Below are 24,066 nucleotides of genomic sequence, written 5' to 3' on the forward strand. Positions count from 1 at the left end.
GCCCATAGCGAATGAATTCGCCCCCACAAAGACCGTGAATTCCCTGGCCATTACCTGATGACCCGCCTCTTCCTCAAACTGGTGGAAACCAGCGACCCCGAACTCCTGCGCCGGGCCCTGGCCTGGCTCTACGGCTTCGTCCGCCCGCACGTGCGCGCCATCCTGCTACTGCTCGGCCTGTCCCTCGGCGCCTCCCTGCTGGTGCTGGCCCAGCCCTGGCTGACCAAGACGCTGATCGACGACGGCCTGCTGGCCAAGGACTTCGGCAGGCTGGTGCAGGTGGCGGTGGCAATGATCGCCGTCGGCATCCTCGGCACCGTCCTGTCCGGCATCAACCGCTACCTGCACACGCGGCTGTCCGGACGCATCCTCTTTGCCCTGCGCGATGATCTCTACCGCCACCTCCAACAGCTGTCGCCGGCCTTCTACGGGCGCAAGCGCATCGGTGACCTGTTGTCGCGGCTGGATGGCGACGTCGCGGAGATCCAGCGTTTCGCCGTGGATTCCCTGTTCTCCGCCGTCTCCAGCGTCATTGGCCTGATCGGGGCGGTGACCCTCATGCTGCTGCTGTCCTGGCAGCTCTCCCTGCTGCTGGCGCTGCTGATTCCCATCGAAGTGCTCTGGTTGCGCTGGATGCGGCGCAAAGTGGAGCGCGAAGTGCGCAGCCTGCGCGAGCGTTCGGCCGATGTGTCGTCCTTCCTCGTGGAGACCCTGCCGGCGATGAAATTCATCCAGGCCGCCGGCCAGCAGCAGCGCGAATCCCGTCGTCTGGAAGGGCTGGGGCAGGGCTACATGAGCCAGCTGCTCAAGGTGCAGGTCACCGAGTTCTTCACCCATGCGGTGCCGGGCACCCTGACGTCCTTGTCCCGCGCCTGCGCCTTCCTTATCGGCGGTTACTGGGTGATCCAGGGCACCTGGCAACTGGGCGCGCTGATCGCCTTCTCCACCTACCTGGGCATGGCCGTGGGCCCGGTGCAGAGCCTGCTGGGCCTCTATGTCGCCATGCAGCGAATGACCGTCAGCCTTGGCCGGGTCATGGAGCTGCAGCAGGAGCCGGTACCGGTGCGCCAGCCGGTGGCGCCACGGCCGATGCCGGAGGGCAGGGGAGAGCTGCGCTTCGAAGGCGTGCACTTTGCCCACGAACAACGGGCCGGTGCCGTGTTGCGCGGCGTGGATGCCGTGATTCCCCCCGGCCTCAAGGTCGCCATCAGCGGCGCCTCGGGCGTTGGCAAGTCCACCCTGATCGACCTGCTGCAACGCTTCTACGACCCGGACCAGGGGCGCGTCCTGCTGGACGGCGCCGACCTGCGCGAGCTGGACCTGTTCGCCCTGCGCCGGCGCATCGCCGTGGTCAGCCAGGACATCGTCCTGTTCCGCGGTACCCTGGCCGACAACCTGGCCTACAGCGCTCCCGAAGCCAGCCGCGAGGCCCTGGAAGAGGTCGCGCGCCTGGCGCGCCTGGACGGCCTGATCGAATCCCTGCCACACGGCCTGGACAGCCAGCTGGGGGAGCGCGGCCAGCAGCTTTCCGGTGGCCAGAAGCAACGCATCGCCATCGCCCGCGCACTGTTGCAGGACCCGCTGATCCTGGTGCTGGACGAAGCCACCTCGGCGGTGGACGAAGCCACCGAGCGCGAGGTGATCGCCGCCATCGACCAGCTCTTCGCCGGGCGCACCCGTATCCTCATCAGCCACCGGCCCTCCACCCTGGCACAGGCCGATATCGGCCTGCGCCTGGAGCATGGCCAGTTGCACAGCCTCGAATCCGAGCAGGTGGACCATGGCCACTGAACTCGCCATCGGCATCATCGACAGCGGTTTTTCGCCCGCGCAGTCCGCCCTGGTCAGTGCGTCCCGGCGCTTCTGGCTGGACGCCGGCGAATTGCAGGAAGGCGATACCCAGCCCGACGCCCTTGGCCATGGCAGGGAGGTGCTCGATACCTTGACCCGTGAGGCAGGCCCTGTGCGCCTCTGCGTCGCCCAGGTATTCGCCGAGCGCTGGCAGACCAGCCCATTGCAGATAGCCGCCGCATTGCACTGGCTGATCGAGCAGGACGTGGCCCTGGTCAATATGAGCCTCGGCCTGCGCAACGACCGCCCGGTGCTACGCGAGGCCTGCGTCCTCGCCCAGGCCTCCGGTGTTCTCCTCTGCGCCTCCAGCCCGGCCCAGGGCGAGCCGGTGTACCCGGCCAGCTATCCAGGGGTGATCCGCATCACCGGTGACGCCCGCTGCGCACCGGGCCAGTGGTCCTGGTTGAACAGCGCCCAGGCCGACTTCGGCGCCCATGTGGCCGGCGCCAACGGCGTGTCCGGTTCCAGTGTCGGCTGCGCCGCGCTGAGTGGAGTCATCGCGGGCTTCCTCCAACGTCATCCCGGCGCCAGCCGCGAGGACGTCCTTCTCTGGCTGCGCGAGAGCGCCGCCTTCGCCGGGCCGGAGCGCCGTGGCCATGACTGAGATCGCCATCCTCGGCGCCGGCCCCGCGGGCGCGGTGGTGGCCCTCGGCCTGCGCCGCTTGGGTTATGCCGTTCGGGTCATCAGCGAATGGCGACGCTTCGCGGCGGTCGAGGGCGTGTCCCAGCGGGTGCTCGACGGCCTGCGCCAGGCCGGATTGAGCCGGGCACTGGCCTGCGCCGCGGCGCCATCGCCACGGCGGGTGCAGTGGAATGGCGACGGCCAGTCCATCAACCAGGAATGCCTGCTGGACCGCCCGCAATTCGATGCTGCCATCCGCGAAGACCTGCATGCCGCCGGCATCGAGGTGCTGGAAGCCCGTGTGCTGAAAGTGGCAAGCGCCGATGACGGCCATCTCATCAATATTGAATCGGGCGAGCCGCTGCGTGCGGACTTCCTCGTCGAAGCCCGTGGCCGACAGGCACCCCTGGCCGGCGGCCGCCTGCGCGGGCCGGAAACCCTCAGCCTGCTCAATCAGTGGCGGGAGGAACCGGGCCGCCCCGGCTCGGCAGTGGAAAGCCTGCCCGACGGCTGGGCCTGGATGGCGCGCTTGGAAGATGGCCGCTGCTACTGGCAGATCACCCTGGATGCCCGCGACCTGCCGCCCAGGGACCAGCTACCCGACTACTGCGCCCGCCGGCGCAGCCAATCCGCCCTGGTGCGCGAACTCTTCGGCGAAGCCGCGTTGCAACCCGCCAGCCTGCACGCCCGCAGCAGCACGGCCATCCTCTTCCACGAGGCCAGCGGCCCGAACTGGCTGCGAGTCGGCGATGCGGCCATGGCCGTGGACCCGCTGTCGGGCAACGGTATCTTCCAGTCCCTGTCCTCGGCCTTACAGGCACCGGCAGTGATCAACACGATGCTGCAACGCCCGGAGCGCGCCGAACTGGCCCGCCGCTTCCACCAGCGGCGGGTGGAGCACCTGTTCCTGCGCTTCGCCCGCACCGGGCGGGATTTCTATGCCCTGGAACAGCGCTGGCCCGAGCAACCCTTCTGGCGAGATCGATGTGCTTGGCCAGACACCGAGCCCATGCACGCCCCGGCGGACTTCAGCCAGGTGCGGGTGGAGCGGGCGCCGGTCATCCAGGGCGACCTGATCGAGGAGGCCGAGGTGGTGGTGACGGCGGACCAGCCGCTGGGCATCTGGCACCTGCAAGGCGTCGAGTTGGCGCCGATCGTCAAGGCCCTGCGACTGGGCAAACTGGGGCGGGCCCTGGCGAGTTTGCCGGAGCCGCAGCGGCGAATGGTACAGGGCTGGCTGCTGGGGCAGGGGTACAGGCCCTGAAGTCCAGGCGGCCCAGCCAGTAGGGTGGATCTCGCTTCATCGATCCACCGTCGGCGCTTCGCCAAGGCCTGCCAGTCCCCAAACGGCTTTTTTCGCTGTCACTGTCCTGCGCCGAAAAAGACCGAAGCGGCAGAAGCCCTGTCGCATTTGGATCTGCGGGCATCGTCCATGCGCAAGTCGCAGTTCACCTGTCGCGCGACCATTGAGGGGCAATGAATATCGCCCGCCACGGCAGGTTCAACACCTTACAAGAAGAAAGGCATTCAAAGCTTGAGGAGGCCTATGCATAAGACACCGGGATCACCCGTCGACAAGGTCGTTTTCTGGGGGGCTGCTGCGATATCAGCCTCGTTGGTCACTTGGGGGGCACTCGCGCCCACGGCCATGGCGACGGCGTCGCAGGCGCTGCTGAACACCATCATCGACTGGTTCGGCTGGAGCTTCGTCATCTCCACGGCGTTCTTCCTGGGCTTCGCGCTGTTCCTGGCTTTCAGCCGCTTCGGCCGAATCAGGCTGGGCCAGGACGACGAACAACCCGAGTTCAGCACGTCGTCGTGGATCGCGATGATGTTCAGCGTCGGCATGGGAATCGGGCTCATGTTCTGGGGGGTGGCCGAGCCGATCACACACTTTTCGACGCTGCCCAACGACCTGGCGCAGCCGCACTCCAGGGAAGCAGCCAAGGTGGCAATGGGCTTCGCCTACTTCCATTGGGCGTTCCACCCCTGGGCGATTTACGCCATCGTCGGTCTGGTGATGGCTTACTTCTCGTTCCGCAAGGGACTGCCGAACCTGATATCCAGCGCCTTTACGCCCCTGATCGGCGAGGCGGGTGTGCGCGGACCGCTGGGCAAGTCGATCGACGTGCTGGCGGTTCTGGCCACTCTTTTCGGCACCGCCACCTCGCTCGGCCTGGGCGCCCAGCAGATCAACAGCGGCCTGAACTACCTCTGGCACACCGGCGAATCGAATAGCATCGCGCTGACGATCATCGCGGTGATGACGGTGCTCTTCATCCTCTCCGCAGTGTCCGGCGTGGGCAAGGGGGTGCAGTTCCTGAGCAACGTCAACATGGTGGTCGCGGTGCTGTTGCTGCTGTTCCTGGCGGCGGTAGGCCCCAGCGTGTTCATCATGAACACACTGGTCGCATCGATTGGCGAGTACCTCCGCGAGCTGGTACCGATGTCGTTTCGCACCGCGGCCTTCAGCGATGGCAAGTGGCTCGCTGGCTGGACCATCTTCTACTGGGCCTGGTGGATCTCCTGGGCGCCGTTCGTGGGCACCTTCATCGCGCGAATCTCGCGCGGCCGCACCATTCGCGAGTTCGTCGTCGGCGTCATTTTCATTCCCAGTGGGGTGACGATGGTGTGGTTCGCGATCATGGGCGGCGCGGCCCTGTACTCGGAGCTGGCAGGCGCTGGCGGCATTGCCGCGGCAGTGAATGACCAGGGACCGGCAGTGGCGCTCTTCACGCTGCTGGCTCAGTATCCCGCCGCGGCGCTGACTTCGTTTGCGGCCATTGTGCTGGTCGGCGTGTTCTTCATCTCGGGGGCCGACGCGGGTTCCATCGTCATGGGCATGCTGTGTGCCCGCGGCAGCCTGGAGCCGCCGAGCTGGCTGGTGGTGCTGTGGGGCACGTTGACCAGTGCGGCGGCCTCGGTGCTGCTGGTGATGGGCGGCCTGGTTGCGCTGCAGACCGCAGCCATCATCTTCGCCGCGCCGTTCCTGGCGGTGATGGTGGGGTTGTGCGTGTCGCTGTGGAAGGCGCTGCTGAACGAGCGGCAGGTCGGCGCGGCGGATGACTCGCTTGCCGCTCTCCGCGATCCAGGGCGTGCCGCTTTGGATTAGCGGTCCAGCCCGGGATCAGGTACCGCGCGAGCCGAGGTCGAGCACAGATGAGCCTTCTCGACCTCGGCAAGCAAACGCTGCTTTTTTCTGTGGGGGCGAATTCATTCGCCAAGGGCAACGCAGTTGCCCCCTCGGGCTCCAAGGCAGCCCTGCGGCCTGCTTGGCGATTGAAATCGTTGCCCCTACCAATCCCCGAAGGGCACCCGCTTCCAGCTCGGCTCATCACCCAAGGTCGGGTCATCATGGGCCGCCATGAAGATCGGCAGGTCGCGTCGGGCGATCCATAGCTCGCCCTGCCACTGCGCCACGCCAACGCGCTGATGCGCCCAGCTCATGAACGCCCTGCGCGGCGAAGCGTCAGCTTCACGATGATGGTCGTGCAGGGTCGGCATCAGCTCCTCGCTGAGCCATCGGCCGATGCTGCGATTCTCCGGATGCCCGAAGCGGAACAGCGCGTTGTAGGCGCCCAGATCGCTGATCACCTCCACCTCCTCGCGGCAGCCGCTGTCGTACTGCAGCATCACCGCCCGCCGCTGGTGCGGCGCGATGCGCCTGGCCAGCAGATGGGCACGGGGCGCGGCGAAATCATGGCCGACGAACCAGGGCCGGTTGTCGATCATCACCGCGCGCAGATAGAGGGAATGGCGTTGGAAAACGATGGGGGTATATGCGTCTTGCATGGTGGTTCTCCGTTATGGGTTCAGGAGCTGCCACCGTTCGCTGTCAATCGAAGGGTGGCAGACCGCGCGGGGTTGACAGACCGGCTAACGGGAACCGGCAGATCACGAGGATCTCCCCGCGCGATCTGCCATGAAGCGAAGCAGTAAAAACTGCATGCGTGCCGATGCCTGCAAAAAACGTCCGCCGTTTTTCGCATGCACCCTGAGGCGCAATCGCGCCCGTTAGTTTCAGGCTGTCAAACCCGGCCACGGGATTGACCGTGACCGGGGCAGGATAGGGATGGGGGCGCGGTAGGGCAAGGGGAGGGGCGTGGCCTTCCAAATTGAATGAGTAGAACAGGCGTGCCTGCCCACCCGGTAACTGACACATCATGCTGCTCGCCCCCATGCTCGCTGGCAGTGCGATTCAGCATCAGGGGCTGAGGCCAGCATTGATGCTTTTTTGCGCAGAGCTACTCGAAGTCGAGTTTTTCAACAGAATCGGCCGATTTCTGCCGGTCGTAACTGGCAGAAATCGTGCCCTTCACGGTCATTCAGCCAGCGCTGTTACAACCCGTTTGCGCGGTTGTGTAGGAGCTTCACGGGGCCTGCATGGCTTCGCGGAAGCGATCAAGGAAATGTTCGAACGTCGCTTGTCGCGCAATGGCTCCGTTGTGGCCCAGTGTCGGGTAGTGAAATGCAGGATTGCGATCGTTCATTGATCGGCCCACTTGCGGAACAGGATGCTGGCATTTACACCCCCGAAGCCAAAACCATTGGAGAGCGCATAGTCGGTTTCAAGCGAAAGGGGGCCGTTCTTCACGATGTTCAGCCAGTCTGCAGCGGGGTCGGCACTGAGCAGGTTGAGCGTCGCCGGAGCGACCTGATCTCGCAGGGCGAGCACGGTGAAGATCGCCTCGATTCCACCTGCTGCGCCCAGCAGGTGTCCCGTTGAAGACTTGGTCGCACTGATCGCCGGCGATGGCCCGCCTTCGAAGACGGCTTTGATGGCTGCTAGCTCGCCCTTGTCTCCCACGGGGGTCGATGTGGCGTGGGCATTCAGGTGGCCGACCTGTCCTGGCGCGACGCCTCCTTGTTGCAATGCTTGCCGCATTGACCTTTGTGCGCCGTCGCCATCTTCTGGCCCCGAGGTGATGTGGTAGGCGTCAGCACTGGTGCCGTAACCTACGAGTTCGGCTATTGGCTTGGCTCCGCGTGCCAGCGCATGTTCGAGCTCCTCGATTACCAGCAGGCCGGCGCCTTCGCTCATTACGAAGCCGTCCCGTGCTTCGTCGAACGGACGGGATGCGCATTCCGGTCTGTCGTTGAATGTGCTGGACAAGGCGCGAGCGGCAGTGAATCCGGCCAAGCTGACCCGGTGGATAGCGGCCTCGGCGCCGCCGCATAGCGCCACGTCCACTTCACCGGCCCTGATCATGCGAGCTGCATCGCCAATCGCCTGTACTCCTGCAGCGCAAGCCGTCACCGGTGTTCCAAGCGGCCCTTTCAAGCGATGGCGAATGGAGACCTGACCGGCAGCTAGATTGCACAGGAACGAAGGGATCGTGAACGGCGAGAGACGGCGGGGGCCCTTGCTGTCTGTGGTACGCACGGCGTCAGCGATTGCTGGGAAGCCGCCGATTCCGGATGCGATGATGGTGGCAGTGCGCTCTTGTTCCTGCATCGATTCTGGCGCCCACTTCGCTTGTGCCAGTGCTTCTTCCGCAGCCGCCAGCGCGAAGAGAATGAAACGATCAACCTTGCGTTGTTCTTTCTGGGGAAGCACAAGGTCGGGATCGAACCCGCCGGCAGTGTCCTCCTCGACGCCAGGAACTTGGCCGCCGATTCGCACTGCCAAGTCGCCTATCAGTGTCTCCGGGAGCTGACGAATACCCGATCTTCCTGCCAACAAGCGTTGCCAGACGAGCTCGACGCCACAGCCAAGCGGTGTGACCGCCCCCATTCCGGTAACGACGATACGCTTTCGCATGAAAGTTTCGCTCCTTTCGCTGTTTGGTAGTATCTGGATGAAAGACGTCACTATCATTATGATAGTAACATACAACCTAAAATTTCTTCCTATACGAGCGGTGAGCAATCTCGATGCAGCGCAAGACTCTTCTGGATTCCGAATGCCCGATCGCGCTCAGCTTGGAGCGCGTTGGCGAGTGGTGGAGCCTGCTGATCATGCGGGATGCCCTGCAGGGATTGAGTCGGTTCGACGACTTTTCCAGGAGCCTGGAAATTTCGCCGAACATGCTCACTCGCAGGCTCAACGCGCTGGTGGAAGCGGGGTTGCTAGAGCGGCGCGCTTACAGCATCAAACCGTTGCGACACGAGTACGTTCCGACAGAGCGAGGTCGTGAACTCAAGGGGGTTCTCTTCGCGCTGATCGCGTGGGGTAACAGGCATTTCGTCCAGGACGAAGTGAGTGTCCAGGTTGTGGACAGGGCGACCGGTCGGACGCTACAGCCCATGATGGTCGATGTCGTCGAGGGCCGAGTGGTGCCGTGGGATGAGTGCGAACTGGTGCATGGGCCAGGCGCCAGTCACGGCATGCGAGAACGGCTGGGGCGCATGAAGAGGGTTCAGGATTGAGTGGTGGGTGCTACAGGGCTCCCACTCACTGCAGGCTTGAAAATCAGACCACTACTTGATTGGCTGCTAAGGCCAGCAGCTGCCGATTGCCACCGGCTACTCTCGGCCAAAGCAGCCATTCACGCGGCCGAGACGGGGGCAAAGGCGGGAGCTGGTCTACCATCTCCTATCCAGACCCCAATCTCACCGAAACTCTTGGAGGCCTCGCGCATGACTGATCGTTACTCCTGGACCCGTGAGATCGCAGAAGACCGGGCCGCCGCCGGGGCCGCCTTGATCCCGGTCGAGCTGCGGGAAATGATCGATGGCCTGGATACCGGCGCGGTCAAACCCTTCTACGCCGCCGTGGCCAATCTTGCCTTCTCGGCTTCTGATCAGTGCGAAGAGTATGACGGCTATTGCATTGGCCTGATTGACGCCGCCTACCAGCGAGGTGAGCTGGGAATCGTGGAGCGGGATGAACTACGGGCTTTCATCATTTCCCTGTGCGCGGAGGTCCGCGAGGGCAAGCGGCCTGCGTAATCCGCGGCGACTTGTAGGTTCAGGGATGAGCGCGACGATGAGCAGGAAGACCTTGCGGACCGCAGCCACTTCAGCCTCGGTATAGGGCTTGTAGTCGTCCGGCATGCTCTTGGGTTGCACGGCCAATCGTTGGGCTTCGCTTCGCTCTGCCCAACCTACGCAGACTGCACGGGCATTTCGCCCAGACAAAAAAAGGCCCGCCATAAAGGCGGGCCACAAGCCGTCCAGCATAAAACTCAGTAGTGGTCGCCGATGCCGTCGTCGATCTCGATGCCTTGTTCGCGCATCTGCTTGATCAGGCCCGCGCGGGTGTCCGGCAGGTTGAGCAGGGAGACCTTGCGGACCGCAGCCACTTCAGCCTCGGTATAGGGCTTGTAGTCGTCCGGCATGCTCTTGCCGGCCATGCCGTCCTTGCGCATCAGCCAGTTGAGCAGGTCGGCCAGTTGGGCGTTGTTCAGCGCCGACTGGGACATGCCCGGCACCCGAACGAGGAACTCGCGGCCGCCTTCTACCTTGAGGAAGTTGCCGACGAAGTCCTTCATCTTCGGAGTGTCGTTGGCCTTTGAGCCGCTGCCGTCGCCCAGGTGGCAGCCGGCGCATTGCAGCTGGTAGTTCACTGGGGTGCTGTAGCCGGCCCGGGCGATGGGCTTCTGCAGCTCCTCATTGCCCGGTGCATGCTTCTGGCCAGGGTCCGGGATGGCGCGGGCCAGGGCCAGGGGGGCGGCCATGGCGCACATCAGTCCGGCGATCAACAGGTAACGCATGGCAGCCCTCCGGCAGGTCAGATCGCGACGCCGCGGATGATCGAGACGGTGCAGTGGTAGATGTGCGACTTGGCCGCCAGGCACCAGTTCACGTCGTTGTTGTTGAACGGACGGTACATCGGCTCCTCGCTGTCGTTGCGGGTGCAGGCGCACTGGGCGCAGCTGTGCTTACCGCAGCAGTCGTTGTAGGAAATGATGTAATCCTTGCCGTCGGCCGGGTTGCGGCAGGTGCCGATCCAGGTCACCTGGGACGCCTCGGTGCCCGGCGGGCAGGAGGTGACCGAGCCACCGCAGCAGCTGCAGAGGAAGCCGTCGATGGAGCAGTAGCGCCAGTAGTCGCAGCTATTGGGGTCACCCGGATCGCCGGCCTTGGGGGCTTCGGCGGCCAGGGCCTTGCTGGTGCGGTCGATGGGCAGCAGCACCGGCAGGGCGGCACCGGCGACCATCAGCGAGCCGAGGCGGGCCAGGAGTTTGCGCCGCGACGTGGTGTCGGCGACGTGGCGCGAGGAGCGTTCGAACAAGCGGTCTAGCAGTTTCATGGAGGGCTCCCTTCCTTCTTAGTGGTTATGTGCGCCGTGGGAATGCGTGTGGTTGTGCAGGTACTGCTGCAGGGTGGCGCTGCCCAGGTGTTCGGCCTCGAACAGGCTGTCCAGGTGCTCGCGGGAGTTCACCAGGCCCTTGGAGCGCAGCACGCCGGCCTTGTCCACCAGTGCGGCGTAGGGGAGCTTGCCGATCTGGTAGGTCATGCCCACTTCCGGGCCAACCACATAGGTCGCGTCTTCCAGCTTGTGCTCGCGGATCAGCGCCTGTTGCGCGTCCATGTCGCCATCGCTGACGTAGACCACTTCGAGGCGGTCGGCCTGGTCCTTGGCGATGGACTTGATGGCCGGCAGCAGGGATTTGCAGATGGGGCAGGTGGGCGAGAGGAAGAACAGCAGCTGGGCTTTCTCGCCGGCATAGCCGAAGTTCACCGGGCGGCCATTACGGTCGGCGGCGGTGACTTTCGGGGCGGGTTCGTTCACGGCCACGCCTTTGTCGACCATCAGCGCGCCGGCAGGGGCCAGGCGGCCGTGGAGTACGCCGATCTGGCGAACCAGGCCCATTACGGCGAAGGCCAGGGCGATCAAGAGGCACCAGAGCAGGACGTTGGAAACGATAAGGGCTTCCATAATTCACCTTCCAATAAGTTTGAGCAGACGGGGGCTGTTGGCCATCAGGCCATCAGCGGCGGCATAGACAAGCAGGGCCACGGCGGCGGAGGCGATCACGACGAAACTGTCGAACACGCCCAGGTCGCGGCTGTGGGGGGCGAGGCTGGCGACCAGCGCCAGACCCACCAGTACGGCGTTACGGGCCAACAGCACTGGGCGGATCGGCTGGGCCTGTTCGGGCCCGGCGCAACCGCAGTCGATGTCGCGGCGGCCGCGCCACAGGTTGATCGAAATGGCTCCGGCGTAGCCGGCCAGCAGCGCGGCGGCGGCCAGTGCGGCAGTGCCGCGGCTGGCGGGGACCAGCAGGGCGAAGGCCACGGCCACTTCAACGAAAGGCAGCAGTCGCGCCACTGGGCGTACCAGGCCACGGGGCAGCAACTGGTAATCCTCCACCTGGTTGGCGAAGCGGGCCGGCGCGCGCAGCTTGTGGGTTGCCGCGCTGGCCAGGATCACCGCGACCGCGAGGGCGGCGGCGATGACGAAGATGGGATCAGGTTGCATGGCTGCACCTCGTCAGTGGCTGAGGACCTGGATCGGCGTCTTGGCGATGCGTTCCATGGTGCCGGTGTGCTTGCCGCTGGTCAGGTCGAAGACTTCCAGGCCGCCGCTGATGTTGGTGCCCAGCAGCAGGGGCTTGTCATCGCTGGTGGCGTGCAGGCTCCAGATCGGGTTCGGCGCTTCCAGGGTGGCGATGCGCTTGTGGGTCTTGAGGTCGTAGACCCAGACGATGGGGCTCGGGTCTTCCCACTTCATCGGCTCGTGGGCGTCATGCATCAGCACGTAGAGGCGGTTCAGCTTCGGCGCCACGGTGATCAGTTGCCAGCCGCCCGGGGCCCAGCCGGCCTTCTTCTCGGTGTCCTCGACCAGCTCCCAGGCTTCGAGGATCTTCGGCTCCTTGCCGGAGAAGTCCACGCCGCGCACGGTGCCGGTGGTGGTGACGAAGTAGTAGGTGTCGCCCACGGCGTAGGCGCGCTCCACCAGCTTCTCGGCGTTGGGGTCGAAGAAGGCGGTGTGGGTGCGGGCGATTTCCTTGCCCTCGTCGTTCAGCTTCACCAGCTGCAGGTTGCCGTCGCCGCACAGGGAGGCGAAGGAGCGCTTGCCCACCGGGTAGTTCAGCACGCAGCCGGGGATGGAAATCTCGCTGGCGACGGCCTTGGCCTTGGTGTCGACCACGGTCACCGAGGTGGACGGGGTGAAGTTGTAGACGTAGACGAAGCGGTCATCGGCGCTGGCGCCCAGGGCATAGCGCTGGGTCAGGGTCTCGGCGCGCTTGGTGGGGATCAGAACTTCCCAGGAGGGCGAGAGGGTGCTGGTGTCCCAGGCGGTCAGCACATCGGTGCGGGTGCCACGGGTGCCACGTGAGTAGAACAGGTCAGCGGTGTACAGCAGCTTGCCGTCGCGGCTGAGCGTCGAGGGCGCGGCAAAGCCGGTGCTGACCATGCCGAGCATCTTCTTCTTGATCGGATCGACCACGGTCACACGGCCGGCGACGAAGTTCTCGAACTCCACGTCGACGATGTAGGCACGGTGCGGTTCCGGCGGGAAGGGCAAGGTGGTCTGGCCGATGCCTGGATCGGCCGGCAACTCGGCACTGGCGTGGCCGAGGCCGATGAGCGAGACGCCCAGGGCCAGCGTTGATTGGGCGAGGATCCTGGTTATTCGCATAAGGGCGGCTCCCTGAATTATTGGTATGCGGGTCGCGGGTGCAGGGCAGAAATCTGCAGTCCTAGTCTGCCTCCGGCCGGTGGAGGGGAGCTTGTTGTCCGTGCCAACCCCTTGTGTGCCTGTGCCACTTGTTGTGGCTGGCTGCCAACGCCCATGGGAATGCTCGCCAAAAAGCATAGCCCTGGCAGGGACGGTCTTGCGTCACGCCCAATGGCGCGCGCTGGGGATGGTGATGCCCCGGACGTGACCCGGGGGCTGCGGTGTGGCATGTCCCGGATCTCATCCGGGCTTCGGGCTAGAGAGGTAGGGTGCGCCGTGCGCACCAGCGGTTAGACGTGGTACCGGATCCGGTCCCGGAAGCGGTGCGCATGGCGCACCCTACCCAGGGGCAAGCCCATAGCCCGGACGCAATCCGGGAATCATGGTTCAGGCATTCCCCGGATTTAATAGGATGGCGCTGCTTCTTGTGGGGGTTGGTTCGCCAGCTAGCCAGGGGTCGCTGTCAGGGCCTCCACCGCATCCTTCGCCCCCATCCGTTGTGCCAGCAGCAGCGGCGTCACTCCGTCCGCGTCACTGGCCTGGGGGTTGGCGCCGCGCTCGATCAGCAGGCGGATCACCTCCACCCGGTTGAACATGGCCGCCATCATCAGCGCCGTCTTGCCATCTGGGGTGGCGCCTTCCACGTCCGCGCCGAATTCCAGCAGCAGTTCGACCATGGCCACGTCGCCCTTGAAGGCGGCGCCGGCAATCGGGCTCTGGCCGGCGCTGTTGCGCAGGTTGGGGTCGCCGCCGCGTTCCAGCAGCAGGCGCGCGGTGTCGAGGTGGCCATTGTAGCTGGCCAGCATCACCAGGCTGTCGCCCTTGTGCGAGCGGATATTGGCCGGCAGGCCCTGGGCGAGCAGTTCGCCGAGGCGGCCGCTGTCGCCGGCGCGGGCGAGGTCGAGGACCTGCTGGGCGAAGGCGAGGGTTTCATCATCCAGTTGCTGCTTCTGTTCCGTCATGTCGGCTCCCTGGTTCGGCTGGAAAACATGCCGTGCATGATAGGCGGCGCATGGGCCAGCGGTGAGCCAAGAGAGTCTATCGGGGCCATTGCCAGATTCAGCTGGCGACCACCCGCGCCAGTTGCCAGGCGGCGAAGCCCAGCAGGAAGGCGCCGGCCGTGCGGTCGATCCAGCGGATGGAGCGTCGGTCCAGACGGTGGCGGACGCTGGCCACGCCCAGGCACAGGGCCAGCCACCAGAGGGCCGAGCCGCAGAACACGCCGATGACCATCAGCAGGCCCGCCGGGCCGGACAGGGCCTCGCCGCCGGCCAGGGTGGCGAAGATGGCGATGAAGGAGAGGATGGTCAGCGGGTTGCTCAGGGTCAGCAGGAATACCGAGGCGAAGGCCGGCAGCGCCCGCACCGGGTCGCCGGCCCTGGCGGCCCGCTCGGGCGGCGTGGCGCGCAGCATGCGCAGGCCCATCCAGGCGAGGAAGAGGGCGCCGGCCAGGGCCAGGGGCGTAGCCAGGGCGACGAACGCCTGGGTGATGGCGCCAATGCCGAAGGCGCCCACGGCCCCATAACAGGCATCCGCCGCCGCCGCGCCCAGGCCGCTGATGAAACCGATGCGCGCGCCATGGCCCAGGGTGCGCTGGATGCACAGCAGGCCGATGGGCCCAACCGGCGCGGCGATGGACAGACCGATCAGGACGGATTTGAGAAATAGCAGGCCTTCCACGGATTGGGCTCCAGGCGTTGTGGACATGGCCGATATTCTGCGCTGCACTGCAATTGGCTTGAAGGCAGGGATTACGGTTGTTCGCGCAAGCTACCTGAACAATTAACGAAATAAGCCGGGGAGGCCTGAAAAAAATGGAGCTGGATAGCAAGTCCTGGAAAATCCTGCAGGTGGTGCAGAACGAAGGGCGGATTTCCCTGACCGACCTGGCCGCCCGCGTCGCCCTCTCCCTGCCTGCCACGTCCGAGCGTTTGAAGCGCCTGGAGGAGGCCGGGGTGATCGAGGGCTACCACGCCCAGGTGTCGGCGGAGGAGGCCGGCTACCAGGTGATGGCGCTGATCGGCATGACCACCCCGCAGCCGGAGAAGGCGCGGCTGATCGCCCAGTTGCAGCAGATGTCGGAGGTGCTCGAATGCCTCCACGTCACCGGGCAGGATTCCTTCATCCTGAGGGTGGTTACCCGAGACATTCGCCACCTGGAGCGCTTCGTCGGCAGCATCAATCACTTCGGCGAAACTCGAACCTCCATCGTCATGTCGGCGCCCATCCCCCTGCGCGGGCTGGAGCCACCGCAGGGCTGACCTCAGGCGAAGAAGCGCAGCGCCTTGATGGCACTGCTGCAGAGTGGCTCGTCCAGGACCTGCAGGCCGGCCTGGCCCGCTTCCATGGGCTCCCACTGGGCCCGGTACAGGACCCGGCTGCCGTCGTCGCTCCGCTCGCAGTGACTGGAGATCAGGCCGGGCTGGGCGCGCAAGCGGCGTTCAAGCCGTTCGCTGTAGTCCTCCCGCGCCGGGTCGAGGCGGTATTCGATTTCCAGAATGACGCCTTGTGCATGCCGTTTCATGTGGTTTCCCCCTGTTTCGGCCTGGTTGTGCGATGCAGGCCGGCAGGGTAAAACCTCAACCAAACTTGAGGTCAAGGGATGGGATCCATGGCAAGCAAACCCGAACGTTTCCTCAGTGTCGGCCAGCTTGCCGCGCGCTGCGGCGTGGCCGTCTCCACCCTGCATTTCTACGAAGCCAAGGGGCTGATCCGCAGCCAGCGCAACCCCGGCAACCAGCGCCGCTACCCCCGGGAAATGCTGCGCCGCGTTTCGGTGATCAAGGTGGCCCAGCGCCTGGGCATTCCCCTGGCCTCGATTCATGCCGCGCTGCAGACCCTGTTGGAAGGCCGCACCCCCACGGCGGCCGACTGGGCCCGGCTTTCCGGGCAATGGCGTGCCGAGCTGGACGAACGCATCAGCCGCCTGACCCAGCTGCGCGACCAGCTGGCCGGATGCATCGGCTGCGGTTGCCTGTCCCTGGAGGCCTGCCCACTACGCAACCCCTGTGACGAGCTGGCCGGGGAGGGAGCAGGGCCGAGGTTGCTGGATGGGGGTGAATCCTTGTAGGGGCGGATTCATTCGCCAAGGGCGGCGAAGCTGTCCCCTGGCCTTAGGGACGAGCGTCCAGGTGCGCGGGGAGGGCGGCTGAGATAGAGTCATACCCCCCGGGGTAATCGATGGACGAGGCAGCAGATGACCAACCAAGTGGTGGCCGCGCACCAGGACGCGATGCTCAAGCGCCTGGCCCGTATCGAAGGGCAGATTCGCGGCCTGCAGGCGATGATCCGCCGGGGCACGGAGTGCGAGGCCATCGCCCAGCAGTTCAGTGCCTCGCGCAAGGCCCTCGACCGCGCCTACCAGCAGATGCTGGTGTGCCTGCTGGAGGAGGCCATGCTCGACCCGGCGCAGGACACTAGCGAAACCCTGGATCGCGTGCGCGCCATCTTTACCAAGTACACCTGAAGAAGCGGAGCGCTGCGCGGCATCGCCCATCGTGCAGGCTATCTTCGTGTCTGGATCGTATACCCCATGGAGTATATGATCGGCGCCAGCGGGTCCCACTGGGACGCATGTATTCCCGCTTTGGTCCCCAGGAGTCACCATGAGTATCGACTGGTCCGCTTTCACACCCTGGAGCGCCCTGACAGGTGGCGCGCTGATCGGCCTTGCCGCCGGTCTATTCATCCTCGCCAACGGTCGTATCGCCGGTATCAGCGGCCTGCTCGGCAGCCTGCTGCAGCGTGAGGGCGGCGGCCATGGCGAGAAAGCGTTGTTTCTGCTGGGCCTGTCGTTGTCGCCACTGCTCTGGATGGCCGTGGCCGACGTACCGCAGGTGCGGATAGACGCCGGCTGGCCCGAGCTGGTCATTGCCGGCCTGCTGGTGGGGGCGGGCACGCGCTATGGCGCCGGTTGCACCAGTGGCCATGGCGTATGCGGGCTGGCGCGCCTGTCACCGCGCTCGCTGGTGGCGACCCTGGCCTTCATGGCGGCGGGGTTCTTCACCGTCTATGTGCTGCGTCACGTGCTCGGGGGTGGACTGTGAAGCAGTTCAGCGCCTTTGTCGCAGGCCTGGTCTTCGGGCTGGGGCTGTGGCTCGCCGGGATGGCTGACCCGGCGAAAGTACTTGCCTTCCTCGACTTCGCGGGCGCCTGGGATCCGTCCTTGGCGTTGGTGATGGCTGGCGCCATCTCCGTCGCGTTGCCTGCCTTCGCCCTGGCAAGACGTTTGCCGCGCTCCTGGCTTGGCCTGCCCATGCAACTGCCGGCCAAGCGCGAGCCGGACCGCCGCCTGGTAGCTGGCAGCCTGCTGTTCGGCGTTGGATGGGGAGTGGCCGGCATCTGCCCGGGGCCAGCTCTGGCGCTTGCGCTGACCGGCCACTGGCAAATCTGGCTGTTCGTCCCGGCCATGGTAGTGGGGATGTTCCTTTTTTCGGCCCTGGAAGGCCGGCACAAGCGAAGATCCCGGGAACTAAGCTTGAAGAATCCAGGAGAGGAGTCCGCCCCATGAACCCGCAAGTGGAAGCCTTCTTCGATCCGGCCACCTGTTCCTACAGCTACGTCGTCAGCGACCCCATCAGCCATCGCTGCGCCATCATCGACCCGGTGCTGGACTACTGTGCCGCCAGTGGCCGCACCTCCCATGCCGGGGCCGAGCGCATCGTCGGCTATATCCGCGAGCAGGGGCTGGCCGTCGACTGGCTGCTGGAAACCCATGTCCACGCCGACCACCTGTCCGCCGCCGCCTGGCTCAAGCGCGCGCTGGGCGGCCAACTGGCCATCGGCGGGTTGATTACCCAGGTACAGCAGCGTTTCGGCGATCTCTTCAATGCCGGCCAGGATTTCGCCACCGATGGCCGCCAGTTCGACCGCCTGCTCCAGGACGGCGACCGCCTGGCCATCGGCAACCTCGAACTCCGGGCCCTCCATACACCGGGGCATACCCCAGCGTGCATGACCTACCTGATAGGCGACGCCGCCTTCATCGGCGACACCCTGTTCATGCCTGACTACGGCACCGCCCGCTGCGACTTTCCCGGTGGCGACGCGCGCTCCCTGTACCGTTCCATCCGGAGGCTGTTCGCGCTGCCGGACGCGACCCGGCTGTTCCTCTGCCATGACTACAAGGCGCCGGGCCGCGACGATTATCGCTGCGAAACCACGGTGGCCGATCAGCGCACGCGCAACGTGCATGCCCACGAGGGCGTCGATGAAGAGGCTTTCGTCGCCATGCGCATCGCCCGTGACGCCACCCTGGCCATGCCCGCGCTCATCCTGCCGGCGGTGCAGGTGAACATGCGCGCTGGGCACCTGCCACCGGCCGAGGACAATGGCATCCATTACCTGAAGATTCCGCTGGATGCCCTTTGAGGGCCGCAAAACGGCCGGAACCTCTGTAGGTGGGCTTATGACTGCGGCAATCCACCACACAGCCTTCCTGCTTCCAGCCCCGAAAGCCCGATGCTAGAGTCGCCGCCCATGAATCTGGCCCGCCAAGACCGCTCGCTGATTGCCTGGATGCTCTATGCCTGCGTCCTGCTCAATCTGTTCGCCTGCGGTTTGCACCATGGGCAGGCGATGGGGCTGCAGCTGAGCGGTATCGGCGGGCAGTTCTGCTCCGTCGGCAGCGACGGCGGTCCCGCTCTCGATGGCGGTCTCGGCGGCGCCTCCGCCAGCCTCTGGTCCAACCTTTTCAGCTGCCCCTTCTGCGCCGGCGTCACCCTCAGCGTCGCTATCCTCTTCGGACTTGCCTGGCTGTTCCGCCCGGGCAGGGCCCGTCTCCTTCCGCGCGAGCGGCGTTGCAAGGCGCCCCCGCGACACGCCTGGCCACCGGCCAACCCCCGCGCTCCCTAGCAGTGTTGTTCCCGGCCACCGTGCCCAATGGCGCGGCGCCTGCCCGTGCCTGGCCGTCCGCCAGGCCGACCAGAAGAACAACGCCGAACACTGATCTTTGGGAGTGCACCATGCACAACGCCTCCATGCTGAGCCTGCTCGCCCTTGCCGCGGGCTTCGCCAACCTTGCCCATGCCGAGCATCTGGAACTGGACAAGACCCTGGTGGAAGGGGAGTACCGCCAGGACCCCACCGCCCCGAACCTGGCCGAGAAGAAGGCCGATTTCTCCCACATCCCCGGCGGGGCCGGGGTGGTGGATGCCGAGACCTACAAGACTGGCCGCAGCAGCACCCTGCAGGATGCCCTGGGCCTGGCCACCGGTGTCTTCGTCCAGCCGCGCTTCGGCGCCGAGGAGGCGCGCCTGTCGATCCGCGGCTCCGGCCTGCAGCGCACCTTCCACGGTCGCGGCCTGCTGCTGATGCAGGATGGCGCGCCAGTCAACCTGGCCGACGGCAGCTTCGACTTCCAGGCCATCGAGCCCCTGGCCGCCGACCACGTCGAAGTGCTGCGCGGCGCCAACGCCTGGCGCTACGGCTCGGCCAACCTGGGCGGTGCCATCAACTTCGTCACCCCCACCGGCAGGACCGCGCCGCCGGCCACCCTGCGCGCCGAGGCCGGCAGCTTCGACTACCAGCGCCTGTATGGCGCCTTCGCCCAGGACTTCGGCGACTGGGATGGCTTCGTCAGCCTCAACGATTACTCCCAGGACGGCTACCGCGACCACTCGCGGCAGGACAACCAGCGCTACTTCGCCAACCTCGGCGGGCGCATCAATGATCGGCTCGCCACGCGCTTCTACCTGACCCATGTGGAAACCGACTCCGACCTGCCGGGCAACCTGACCAAGGCACAGATGCGCCAGAACCCCGAACAGGCGGCGCCGGGCAATATCACCGGCGACCAGCAGCGTGACTTCAACCTCGACCGCCTGGGCAACCTCAGCGTGCTGCAACTGGATGGCGGCCACAGCCTGGAGCTGGCCAGCTTCTACAGCACCAAGTCGTTGTTCCATCCCATCTTCCAGGTGCTGGATATCGACAGCGAAGACTACGGCCTGCGCCTGTCGCACAAATGGGAGAACGAGCAGGGCTGGCGCTGGGCCGGCGGTGTGGAAGCCAGCCAGGGGCGCAACTGGGATTCGCGCTATGTGAATGTGGGTGGGGAGAAGGGCCGCAAGGTAAACGAGCTGCACCAGACCGCGCGCAACCTGAATGTCTTCGGTGAGCTGGAGGTTCCCCTGGCCGAACGCTGGGCGCTTATTGGTGGCCTGGCCTGGCTGCACCAGGAACGCGAGGTCGACGACCGCCTGCGCTGCAATGCGTTCGTCCCCGGCTTCTGCCTGGTCCAGGACGAATCCTTCGACAAGCGCTATATCGGCCGCATCGCCCGTATCGGCCTGCGCCACGACCTGAGCGACGAGGTTCAGCTGTTCACCAACCTCAGCCAGAGCTTCGAGTCGCCGACCTTCAGCGAGCTCACCGGCGGCCAGGTGGTGACCGCCAACGACGCGCAAAAGGCCAATACCCTGGAAGCCGGCCTGCGCTGGCAGCGGAATGGCGTCGACCTCGACCTGGCCGTGTACCGCAGCGAGATCCGCGACGAACTGCTGACCCTGAACGATGCCAATGGCCAGCCGCTGGGCACGGTCAACGCCGACCGCACCATCCACCAGGGCGTGGAACTGGGCGGCGCCTGGACCCTCGGGCAGATCGTGCTGCGCGGGCAGTACCTGCTCAACGATTTCCGTTTCGACAACGACGACGTCTACGGTGACAACCGCCTGGCCGGCCTGCCGCGCCAGTTCATCAAGGGCGAGGCGCTGTGGCAGCGCGAAGGCTGGTACGCCGGCCCGACCTTCGAGTGGGTGCCCAACCACTACAACGTCGACCAGGCGGAGACCCTCTATGCGGACGGCTATGTCATCTGGGGGCTGAAGGGCGGTTATCGGCCGATGGAAGGCCTGGGCTTCTTCGTGGAGGGACGTAACCTTTCCGATAAGACTTATGTCGCCACCACCGGGGTGATTGCCGATGCCCAGGGCCGTGACAGCGCCCAGTTCCTGCCGGGCGATGGCCGCAGCCTGTATGTCGGCCTGGAATGGCGCATGTGATGCCGTCGCGGCTGCCGACCTTGCATGGCCGGCGGCCGCCTGCCGGGGGAAGTGCCCGATGAGCAGCCGCACCCGTTCCACCCGTGGCAGGCGAGCTCGCCGGGCGCACAGATGGCCGCTGATGGGGGCCTGCCTGTGGCTGTTTGTGATGACCCTGCTCGGCGCCGAGATGGCCGGCGGCGAACGGATGGGGCAGGGCGCCTTTCCCGATGAAGGGTATGGCCAGGGCGCGGCCACGGGACAAACGGAACGGAGGCGTGAATTCACGGGCCTATAATGGCCGGTGCAGTACTTCCAGAGTTCAAGCACCCCCGCCATCCTGCTGTTCGCGCTCGTGCCAACTCTGACGGACGGTGGGGTCTTGCACCTTCCTGACGCGGTGCCAGGCCCGAACACCACCGGAGGAGAGAGGCGGTATGCCCGGCCCCTGAGCACGGCCAGCGGCAGTACAGCGATGTATCCATCCCCGGCCATCTGGCCCGCCAACCCTTGCAACAAGGGATCATGGACTACCCCCTCTTTCCGCCCAGCGGCCACCCGCCGACTCCACCCTGCGGGTGCCTGTAAGGAGGTACAGACATGAAAAGAACAATGGCGCTCTCCATCCCCGTACTACTGCTTGTCGGAGCCCTCGCGTCCAGCACCCTGGCCGAAGACGGCGTGCTGCGCTTCAGGGGCGGCATAGGCGTCCTGCCGGTCTCCAGCGGCCAGGGCACCGAAGCCATAGCCACCGTGGTCAACCGCAATATAGTGCGCGGCGTTCAGCCGGCTGGGCAGATCTGGGTGATTCGCAATTTCAATGCCACGGTCAGTGTGGCGGGTGATATCCAGGCGGACGGGCGTGGCCTGATACTCGGCGGTGGCAACAACATAGGCAGGGCCACCGGCCAGTCGGTGTTCGCCACGCTGTTCTGCGGTGCTGTGGCGCCCTTCACGGAAAGCAGCTCCAATCTGGTGGGCGTGCCCCTGACCGAGGAAGGTGACTTCGTGATCATGGACGTGCTCGCCCCCGCGCCTCCCACCCCCTGCGACAGCCCCGTGCTGCTGATCCGCAATGCCGCCAACTCCAGCTGGTTCGCTGCGGGTATCCCACGGGCCAGGCTCGCCCCGGACGAAATGGCAGAAGAGCCGATGGTCGATATGCCACCGGCCATGCCGTAGGTTTCGGCTGAGTACAACGAAGCCCAGCATCGCGCGCGGAGGTTGGGCTTCGTTCCTTTGCGCCACCCGCATCGAAGGGTCATGACCAGGGGCCCATTCCGGCCAATCCATCCGCAGGTATACTCGCCGGCATCTCCCCCGGCCCACACCACAGGAGGCTGCCGTGGACTACCTCGGCGCGTTGCTGGCCATTTCTGGCGTCCTGATCCTGAGCGTCGTCAGCCCGGGCCCGAATTTCGCCATCGTCACCTCCACCGCAACCCTGCGTTCGCGCGGCGCCGGCGTGGCCACCGGGCTTGGACTGGCCGCCGCCTCCGCCACCTGGGCCCTGCTCGCCGTGGCCGGGTTGGGTTGATCGTGTCTCAGGTGGAATGGCTCTACCTCGGCATCAGGCTGGTCGGCGCCGCCTATCTGATCTGGATCGGCGGGCGGATGATCCTCGGCGCCCGCAAGCCACCGCAGGCCACTCCCGAGATGCTCGAATCCAGTGCCTTCGCCGCTGCGCGCAAGGGCTACCTGGTGAGCATGACCAACCCCAAGGCCCTGGCTTTCTATGGCAGCATCTTCGCCGTGATGGTGCCGGCCCATGCGCCGGGCTGGTTCTACGCCGCCATCGTGATCATCGCCGCCGCGGTGTCCGGCCTCTGGTACTGCGGTATGGCGGTGCTCTTTTCCAGCCCCGCCGTCCGCGGCGGCTTCATGCGCTTCAAGGTGGTTTTCGAGACTCTGATGGGCGTGTTCCTGGTGGGGTTGGGTGGCAGGTTGTTGCTGACTCGCTGAGCGCCAAGGCGGGAAGGGCAGACCTACGGCCTGCTTGGCTATGGGCAGCGCAGCTGCCCCCGGAAAGGCCGAAGGGCGAACCTGCGGTCCGCTTCGCGATTGAAATCGCCCCCACAATGACCGAGCCTCCATGTAGGAAGGCAATGCTGGCTACGTAGTATTACGTAGTCGTGCCTCGTAGTTGTGCGAATGTCTTCGCGGTCTCCAGGCGCCGATAGTGTCTGCTGCCCTTATCCGGGCATAAACAACAACAAAAGGCGCCGCAGCTAACCGCCCGCGGCAGGAGACCTTCGATGACCCAATTGGCTACCCGAATTGCCTGGTTCGCCGTTGCCGTGCTGGGCGCATTCGCGCTGGGCACCGTGGCGTTGCGTCGTGGCGAAGCCATCAACGCCCTCTGGATAGTTACTGCTGCAACCGCGATTTACCTCATTGCCTACCGTTACTACAGCCTGTTCATCGCCAACAAGGTGATGCAGCTGGACCCCAGCCGGGCAACACCTGCCGTGCTCAACAACGATGGCCTGGACTACGTCCCGACCAACAAGCACATCCTCTTCGGTCACCACTTCGCCGCTATCGCCGGCGCCGGCCCGCTGGTGGGCCCGGTGCTCGCCGCGCAGATGGGCTACCTGCCCGGCACCCTCTGGCTGATCGCCGGGGTGGTGCTGGCCGGCGCAGTGCAGGACTTCATGGTCCTGTTCCTCTCCACCCGCCGCAATGGCCGCTCGCTGGGTGACATGGTCCGTGAAGAGATGGGCCGGATTCCGGGCACCATCGCGCTGTTCGGCTGCTTCCTGATCATGATCATCATCCTTGCGGTGCTGGCGCTGATCGTGGTGAAAGCCCTGGCCGAAAGCCCCTGGGGCATGTTCACCGTGATGGCGACCATCCCGATCGCGATGTTCATGGGCATCTACATGCGCTACATCCGCCCGGGCCGCATCGGCGAGATCTCGGTGGTGGGCGTCGTGTTGCTGCTGGCCTCCATCTGGCTTGGCGGCCTGGTGGCCGCCGACCCGGTCTGGGGCCCGGCCTTCACCTTCACCGGCGTGCAGATCACCTGGATGCTGATCGGC

Annotated in this window: 26 protein-coding genes and 1 pseudogene; 17 read left to right on the forward strand and 10 right to left on the reverse strand. The window is 65.6% G+C overall.

Going from position 1 to position 24,066, the window contains the following annotated elements:
* Window positions 1-57: 57 nt before the first annotated feature.
* From E8F11_RS26410 to E8F11_RS26425, 4 genes are all read left to right on the forward strand, one after another.
* A complete protein-coding gene (locus E8F11_RS26410; protein ID WP_280291876.1) occupies window positions 58-1,791 on the forward strand; it encodes an ABC transporter ATP-binding protein in 1,734 nt (577 codons plus the stop codon).
* On the forward strand, window positions 1,781-2,455 hold the full coding sequence (locus E8F11_RS26415; RefSeq protein WP_280291877.1) for a S8 family serine peptidase: 675 nt from the start codon (window positions 1,781-1,783) through the stop codon (window positions 2,453-2,455). The genes E8F11_RS26410 and E8F11_RS26415 overlap by 11 nt, the downstream gene beginning before the upstream one ends.
* On the forward strand, window positions 2,448-3,737 hold the full coding sequence (locus tag E8F11_RS26420; RefSeq protein ID WP_280291878.1) for an FAD-dependent monooxygenase: 1,290 nt from the start codon (window positions 2,448-2,450) through the stop codon (window positions 3,735-3,737). Before E8F11_RS26415 ends, E8F11_RS26420 begins: the two co-directional genes overlap by 8 nt.
* Window positions 3,738-4,019: 282 nt before the next feature.
* On the forward strand, window positions 4,020-5,585 hold the full coding sequence (locus E8F11_RS26425; protein ID WP_280291879.1) for a BCCT family transporter: 1,566 nt from the start codon (window positions 4,020-4,022) through the stop codon (window positions 5,583-5,585).
* 182 nt (window positions 5,586-5,767) lie between these two features.
* Here the strand turns inward: E8F11_RS26425 and E8F11_RS26430 are convergent, their stop codons facing one another.
* Both E8F11_RS26430 and fabF read right to left on the reverse strand, forming a co-directional pair.
* The gene (locus E8F11_RS26430; protein ID WP_280291880.1) at window positions 5,768-6,265 is read right to left on the reverse strand and encodes a phage antirepressor; all 498 of its coding nucleotides are present in this window, start codon (window positions 6,263-6,265) and stop codon (window positions 5,768-5,770) included.
* Window positions 6,266-6,959: 694 nt separating this feature from the next.
* The gene (fabF, locus tag E8F11_RS26435) at window positions 6,960-8,234 is read right to left on the reverse strand and encodes a beta-ketoacyl-ACP synthase II (RefSeq protein ID WP_280291881.1); all 1,275 of its coding nucleotides are present in this window, start codon (window positions 8,232-8,234) and stop codon (window positions 6,960-6,962) included.
* 113 nt (window positions 8,235-8,347) lie between these two features.
* On the opposite strand from fabF, the gene E8F11_RS26440 reads away from it, so the two are divergent.
* Together E8F11_RS26440 and E8F11_RS26445 are read left to right on the forward strand one after the other, a co-directional pair.
* Window positions 8,348-8,842 (forward strand): helix-turn-helix domain-containing protein, encoded by a 495-nt coding sequence (locus E8F11_RS26440; protein ID WP_280291882.1) that lies wholly within the window; start codon window positions 8,348-8,350, stop codon window positions 8,840-8,842.
* Between the two features lie 210 nt (window positions 8,843-9,052).
* Window positions 9,053-9,364 (forward strand): hypothetical protein, encoded by a 312-nt coding sequence (locus E8F11_RS26445; RefSeq protein WP_280291883.1) that lies wholly within the window; start codon window positions 9,053-9,055, stop codon window positions 9,362-9,364.
* A gap of 236 nt (window positions 9,365-9,600) precedes the next feature.
* Here E8F11_RS26445 and E8F11_RS26450 read toward each other — a convergent pair whose 3' ends face one another.
* The 7 genes from E8F11_RS26450 to E8F11_RS26480 form a co-directional block, all read right to left on the reverse strand.
* Window positions 9,601-10,128, reverse strand: a complete 528-nt coding sequence (locus tag E8F11_RS26450) for a cytochrome C (protein ID WP_280291884.1) — start codon at window positions 10,126-10,128, stop codon at window positions 9,601-9,603.
* Between the two features lie 17 nt (window positions 10,129-10,145).
* Window positions 10,146-10,667 (reverse strand): methylamine dehydrogenase light chain, encoded by a 522-nt coding sequence (locus tag E8F11_RS26455; RefSeq protein WP_280291885.1) that lies wholly within the window; start codon window positions 10,665-10,667, stop codon window positions 10,146-10,148.
* Between the two features lie 18 nt (window positions 10,668-10,685).
* Window positions 10,686-11,297: a methylamine dehydrogenase accessory protein MauD gene (mauD, locus tag E8F11_RS26460; protein WP_280291886.1), complete on the reverse strand. Its 612-nt coding sequence runs from the start codon at window positions 11,295-11,297 to the stop codon at window positions 10,686-10,688.
* 3 nt (window positions 11,298-11,300) lie between these two features.
* Window positions 11,301-11,840, reverse strand: coding sequence for a MauE/DoxX family redox-associated membrane protein (locus E8F11_RS26465; protein ID WP_280291887.1), 540 nt, complete (start codon window positions 11,838-11,840; stop codon window positions 11,301-11,303).
* Between the two features lie 12 nt (window positions 11,841-11,852).
* Window positions 11,853-13,004: an amine dehydrogenase large subunit gene (locus E8F11_RS26470; RefSeq protein WP_280291888.1), complete on the reverse strand. Its 1,152-nt coding sequence runs from the start codon at window positions 13,002-13,004 to the stop codon at window positions 11,853-11,855.
* A gap of 485 nt (window positions 13,005-13,489) precedes the next feature.
* Window positions 13,490-14,005: an ankyrin repeat domain-containing protein gene (locus E8F11_RS26475; RefSeq protein ID WP_280291889.1), complete on the reverse strand. Its 516-nt coding sequence runs from the start codon at window positions 14,003-14,005 to the stop codon at window positions 13,490-13,492.
* 97 nt (window positions 14,006-14,102) lie between these two features.
* The gene (locus E8F11_RS26480; RefSeq protein ID WP_280291890.1) at window positions 14,103-14,723 is read right to left on the reverse strand and encodes a LysE family translocator; all 621 of its coding nucleotides are present in this window, start codon (window positions 14,721-14,723) and stop codon (window positions 14,103-14,105) included.
* Between the two features lie 134 nt (window positions 14,724-14,857).
* Between E8F11_RS26480 and E8F11_RS26485 the strand changes: the two genes are divergently transcribed.
* Window positions 14,858-15,304, forward strand: a complete 447-nt coding sequence (locus tag E8F11_RS26485) for an Lrp/AsnC family transcriptional regulator (RefSeq protein WP_280291891.1) — start codon at window positions 14,858-14,860, stop codon at window positions 15,302-15,304.
* A 2-nt stretch (window positions 15,305-15,306) separates the two neighbouring features.
* Here the strand turns inward: E8F11_RS26485 and E8F11_RS26490 are convergent, their stop codons facing one another.
* Window positions 15,307-15,567, reverse strand: a complete 261-nt coding sequence (locus E8F11_RS26490) for a hypothetical protein (RefSeq protein ID WP_280291892.1) — start codon at window positions 15,565-15,567, stop codon at window positions 15,307-15,309.
* An 87-nt stretch (window positions 15,568-15,654) separates the two neighbouring features.
* Here E8F11_RS26490 and soxR point away from each other — a divergent pair, with 87 nt between their 5' ends.
* From soxR to E8F11_RS26545, 10 genes and pseudogenes are all read left to right on the forward strand, one after another.
* On the forward strand, window positions 15,655-16,113 hold the full coding sequence (gene soxR / locus E8F11_RS26495; protein ID WP_280291893.1) for a redox-sensitive transcriptional activator SoxR: 459 nt from the start codon (window positions 15,655-15,657) through the stop codon (window positions 16,111-16,113).
* Between the two features lie 126 nt (window positions 16,114-16,239).
* The gene (locus tag E8F11_RS26500; protein ID WP_280291894.1) at window positions 16,240-16,509 is read left to right on the forward strand and encodes a metal-sensing transcriptional repressor; all 270 of its coding nucleotides are present in this window, start codon (window positions 16,240-16,242) and stop codon (window positions 16,507-16,509) included.
* A 139-nt stretch (window positions 16,510-16,648) separates the two neighbouring features.
* Window positions 16,649-17,089, forward strand: coding sequence for a YeeE/YedE family protein (locus E8F11_RS26505; protein WP_280291895.1), 441 nt, complete (start codon window positions 16,649-16,651; stop codon window positions 17,087-17,089).
* The gene (locus E8F11_RS26510) at window positions 17,086-17,553 is read left to right on the forward strand and encodes a YeeE/YedE family protein (protein WP_280291896.1); all 468 of its coding nucleotides are present in this window, start codon (window positions 17,086-17,088) and stop codon (window positions 17,551-17,553) included. Before E8F11_RS26505 ends, E8F11_RS26510 begins: the two co-directional genes overlap by 4 nt.
* The gene (locus E8F11_RS26515) at window positions 17,550-18,413 is read left to right on the forward strand and encodes an MBL fold metallo-hydrolase (RefSeq protein ID WP_280291897.1); all 864 of its coding nucleotides are present in this window, start codon (window positions 17,550-17,552) and stop codon (window positions 18,411-18,413) included. Before E8F11_RS26510 ends, E8F11_RS26515 begins: the two co-directional genes overlap by 4 nt.
* A 108-nt stretch (window positions 18,414-18,521) precedes the next feature.
* Window positions 18,522-18,896 carry a DUF2946 domain-containing protein gene (locus tag E8F11_RS26520; protein WP_280291898.1) on the forward strand — a complete coding sequence of 125 codons (375 nt, stop codon included), beginning with the start codon at window positions 18,522-18,524 and terminating at the stop codon, window positions 18,894-18,896.
* A 110-nt stretch (window positions 18,897-19,006) separates the two neighbouring features.
* Window positions 19,007-21,046: a TonB-dependent receptor gene (locus tag E8F11_RS26525; protein WP_280291899.1), complete on the forward strand. Its 2,040-nt coding sequence runs from the start codon at window positions 19,007-19,009 to the stop codon at window positions 21,044-21,046.
* Window positions 21,047-21,625: 579 nt separating this feature from the next.
* Window positions 21,626-22,207, forward strand: coding sequence for a hypothetical protein (locus tag E8F11_RS26530; RefSeq protein WP_280291900.1), 582 nt, complete (start codon window positions 21,626-21,628; stop codon window positions 22,205-22,207).
* Between the two features lie 163 nt (window positions 22,208-22,370).
* Window positions 22,371-22,987: pseudogene (locus E8F11_RS26540) on the forward strand (LysE family transporter).
* Between the two features lie 293 nt (window positions 22,988-23,280).
* Window positions 23,281-24,066: carbon starvation CstA family protein (locus E8F11_RS26545; protein ID WP_280291903.1), on the forward strand; the 786-nt coding region annotated here is incomplete at its 3' end.

It is taken from the genome of Pseudomonas sp. BN417, from assembly GCF_029871205.1.
Classification (GTDB): domain Bacteria; phylum Pseudomonadota; class Gammaproteobacteria; order Pseudomonadales; family Pseudomonadaceae; genus Metapseudomonas.

What these genes read in the sequence shown, in the direction of transcription:
- E8F11_RS26410 (WP_280291876.1), top strand. Translation starts at nt 58, where the DNA reads ATGACCCGCCTCTTCCTCAAACTGGTGGAAACCAGCGACCCCGAACTC.
- E8F11_RS26415 (WP_280291877.1), top strand. Translation starts at nt 1,781, where the DNA reads ATGGCCACTGAACTCGCCATCGGCATCATCGACAGCGGTTTTTCGCCC.
- E8F11_RS26420 (WP_280291878.1), top strand. Translation starts at nt 2,448, where the DNA reads ATGACTGAGATCGCCATCCTCGGCGCCGGCCCCGCGGGCGCGGTGGTG.
- E8F11_RS26425 (WP_280291879.1), top strand. Translation starts at nt 4,020, where the DNA reads ATGCATAAGACACCGGGATCACCCGTCGACAAGGTCGTTTTCTGGGGG.
- E8F11_RS26430 (WP_280291880.1), bottom strand. Translation starts at nt 6,265, where the DNA reads ATGCAAGACGCATATACCCCCATCGTTTTCCAACGCCATTCCCTCTAT.
- fabF (WP_280291881.1), bottom strand. Translation starts at nt 8,234, where the DNA reads ATGCGAAAGCGTATCGTCGTTACCGGAATGGGGGCGGTCACACCGCTT.
- E8F11_RS26440 (WP_280291882.1), top strand. Translation starts at nt 8,348, where the DNA reads ATGCAGCGCAAGACTCTTCTGGATTCCGAATGCCCGATCGCGCTCAGC.
- E8F11_RS26445 (WP_280291883.1), top strand. Translation starts at nt 9,053, where the DNA reads ATGACTGATCGTTACTCCTGGACCCGTGAGATCGCAGAAGACCGGGCC.
- E8F11_RS26450 (WP_280291884.1), bottom strand. Translation starts at nt 10,128, where the DNA reads ATGCGTTACCTGTTGATCGCCGGACTGATGTGCGCCATGGCCGCCCCC.
- E8F11_RS26455 (WP_280291885.1), bottom strand. Translation starts at nt 10,667, where the DNA reads ATGAAACTGCTAGACCGCTTGTTCGAACGCTCCTCGCGCCACGTCGCC.
- mauD (WP_280291886.1), bottom strand. Translation starts at nt 11,297, where the DNA reads ATGGAAGCCCTTATCGTTTCCAACGTCCTGCTCTGGTGCCTCTTGATC.
- E8F11_RS26465 (WP_280291887.1), bottom strand. Translation starts at nt 11,840, where the DNA reads ATGCAACCTGATCCCATCTTCGTCATCGCCGCCGCCCTCGCGGTCGCG.
- E8F11_RS26470 (WP_280291888.1), bottom strand. Translation starts at nt 13,004, where the DNA reads ATGCGAATAACCAGGATCCTCGCCCAATCAACGCTGGCCCTGGGCGTC.
- E8F11_RS26475 (WP_280291889.1), bottom strand. Translation starts at nt 14,005, where the DNA reads ATGACGGAACAGAAGCAGCAACTGGATGATGAAACCCTCGCCTTCGCC.
- E8F11_RS26485 (WP_280291891.1), top strand. Translation starts at nt 14,858, where the DNA reads ATGGAGCTGGATAGCAAGTCCTGGAAAATCCTGCAGGTGGTGCAGAAC.
- E8F11_RS26490 (WP_280291892.1), bottom strand. Translation starts at nt 15,567, where the DNA reads ATGAAACGGCATGCACAAGGCGTCATTCTGGAAATCGAATACCGCCTC.
- soxR (WP_280291893.1), top strand. Translation starts at nt 15,655, where the DNA reads ATGGCAAGCAAACCCGAACGTTTCCTCAGTGTCGGCCAGCTTGCCGCG.
- E8F11_RS26500 (WP_280291894.1), top strand. Translation starts at nt 16,240, where the DNA reads ATGACCAACCAAGTGGTGGCCGCGCACCAGGACGCGATGCTCAAGCGC.
- E8F11_RS26505 (WP_280291895.1), top strand. Translation starts at nt 16,649, where the DNA reads ATGAGTATCGACTGGTCCGCTTTCACACCCTGGAGCGCCCTGACAGGT.
- E8F11_RS26515 (WP_280291897.1), top strand. Translation starts at nt 17,550, where the DNA reads ATGAACCCGCAAGTGGAAGCCTTCTTCGATCCGGCCACCTGTTCCTAC.
- E8F11_RS26520 (WP_280291898.1), top strand. Translation starts at nt 18,522, where the DNA reads ATGAATCTGGCCCGCCAAGACCGCTCGCTGATTGCCTGGATGCTCTAT.
- E8F11_RS26525 (WP_280291899.1), top strand. Translation starts at nt 19,007, where the DNA reads ATGCACAACGCCTCCATGCTGAGCCTGCTCGCCCTTGCCGCGGGCTTC.
- E8F11_RS26530 (WP_280291900.1), top strand. Translation starts at nt 21,626, where the DNA reads ATGAAAAGAACAATGGCGCTCTCCATCCCCGTACTACTGCTTGTCGGA.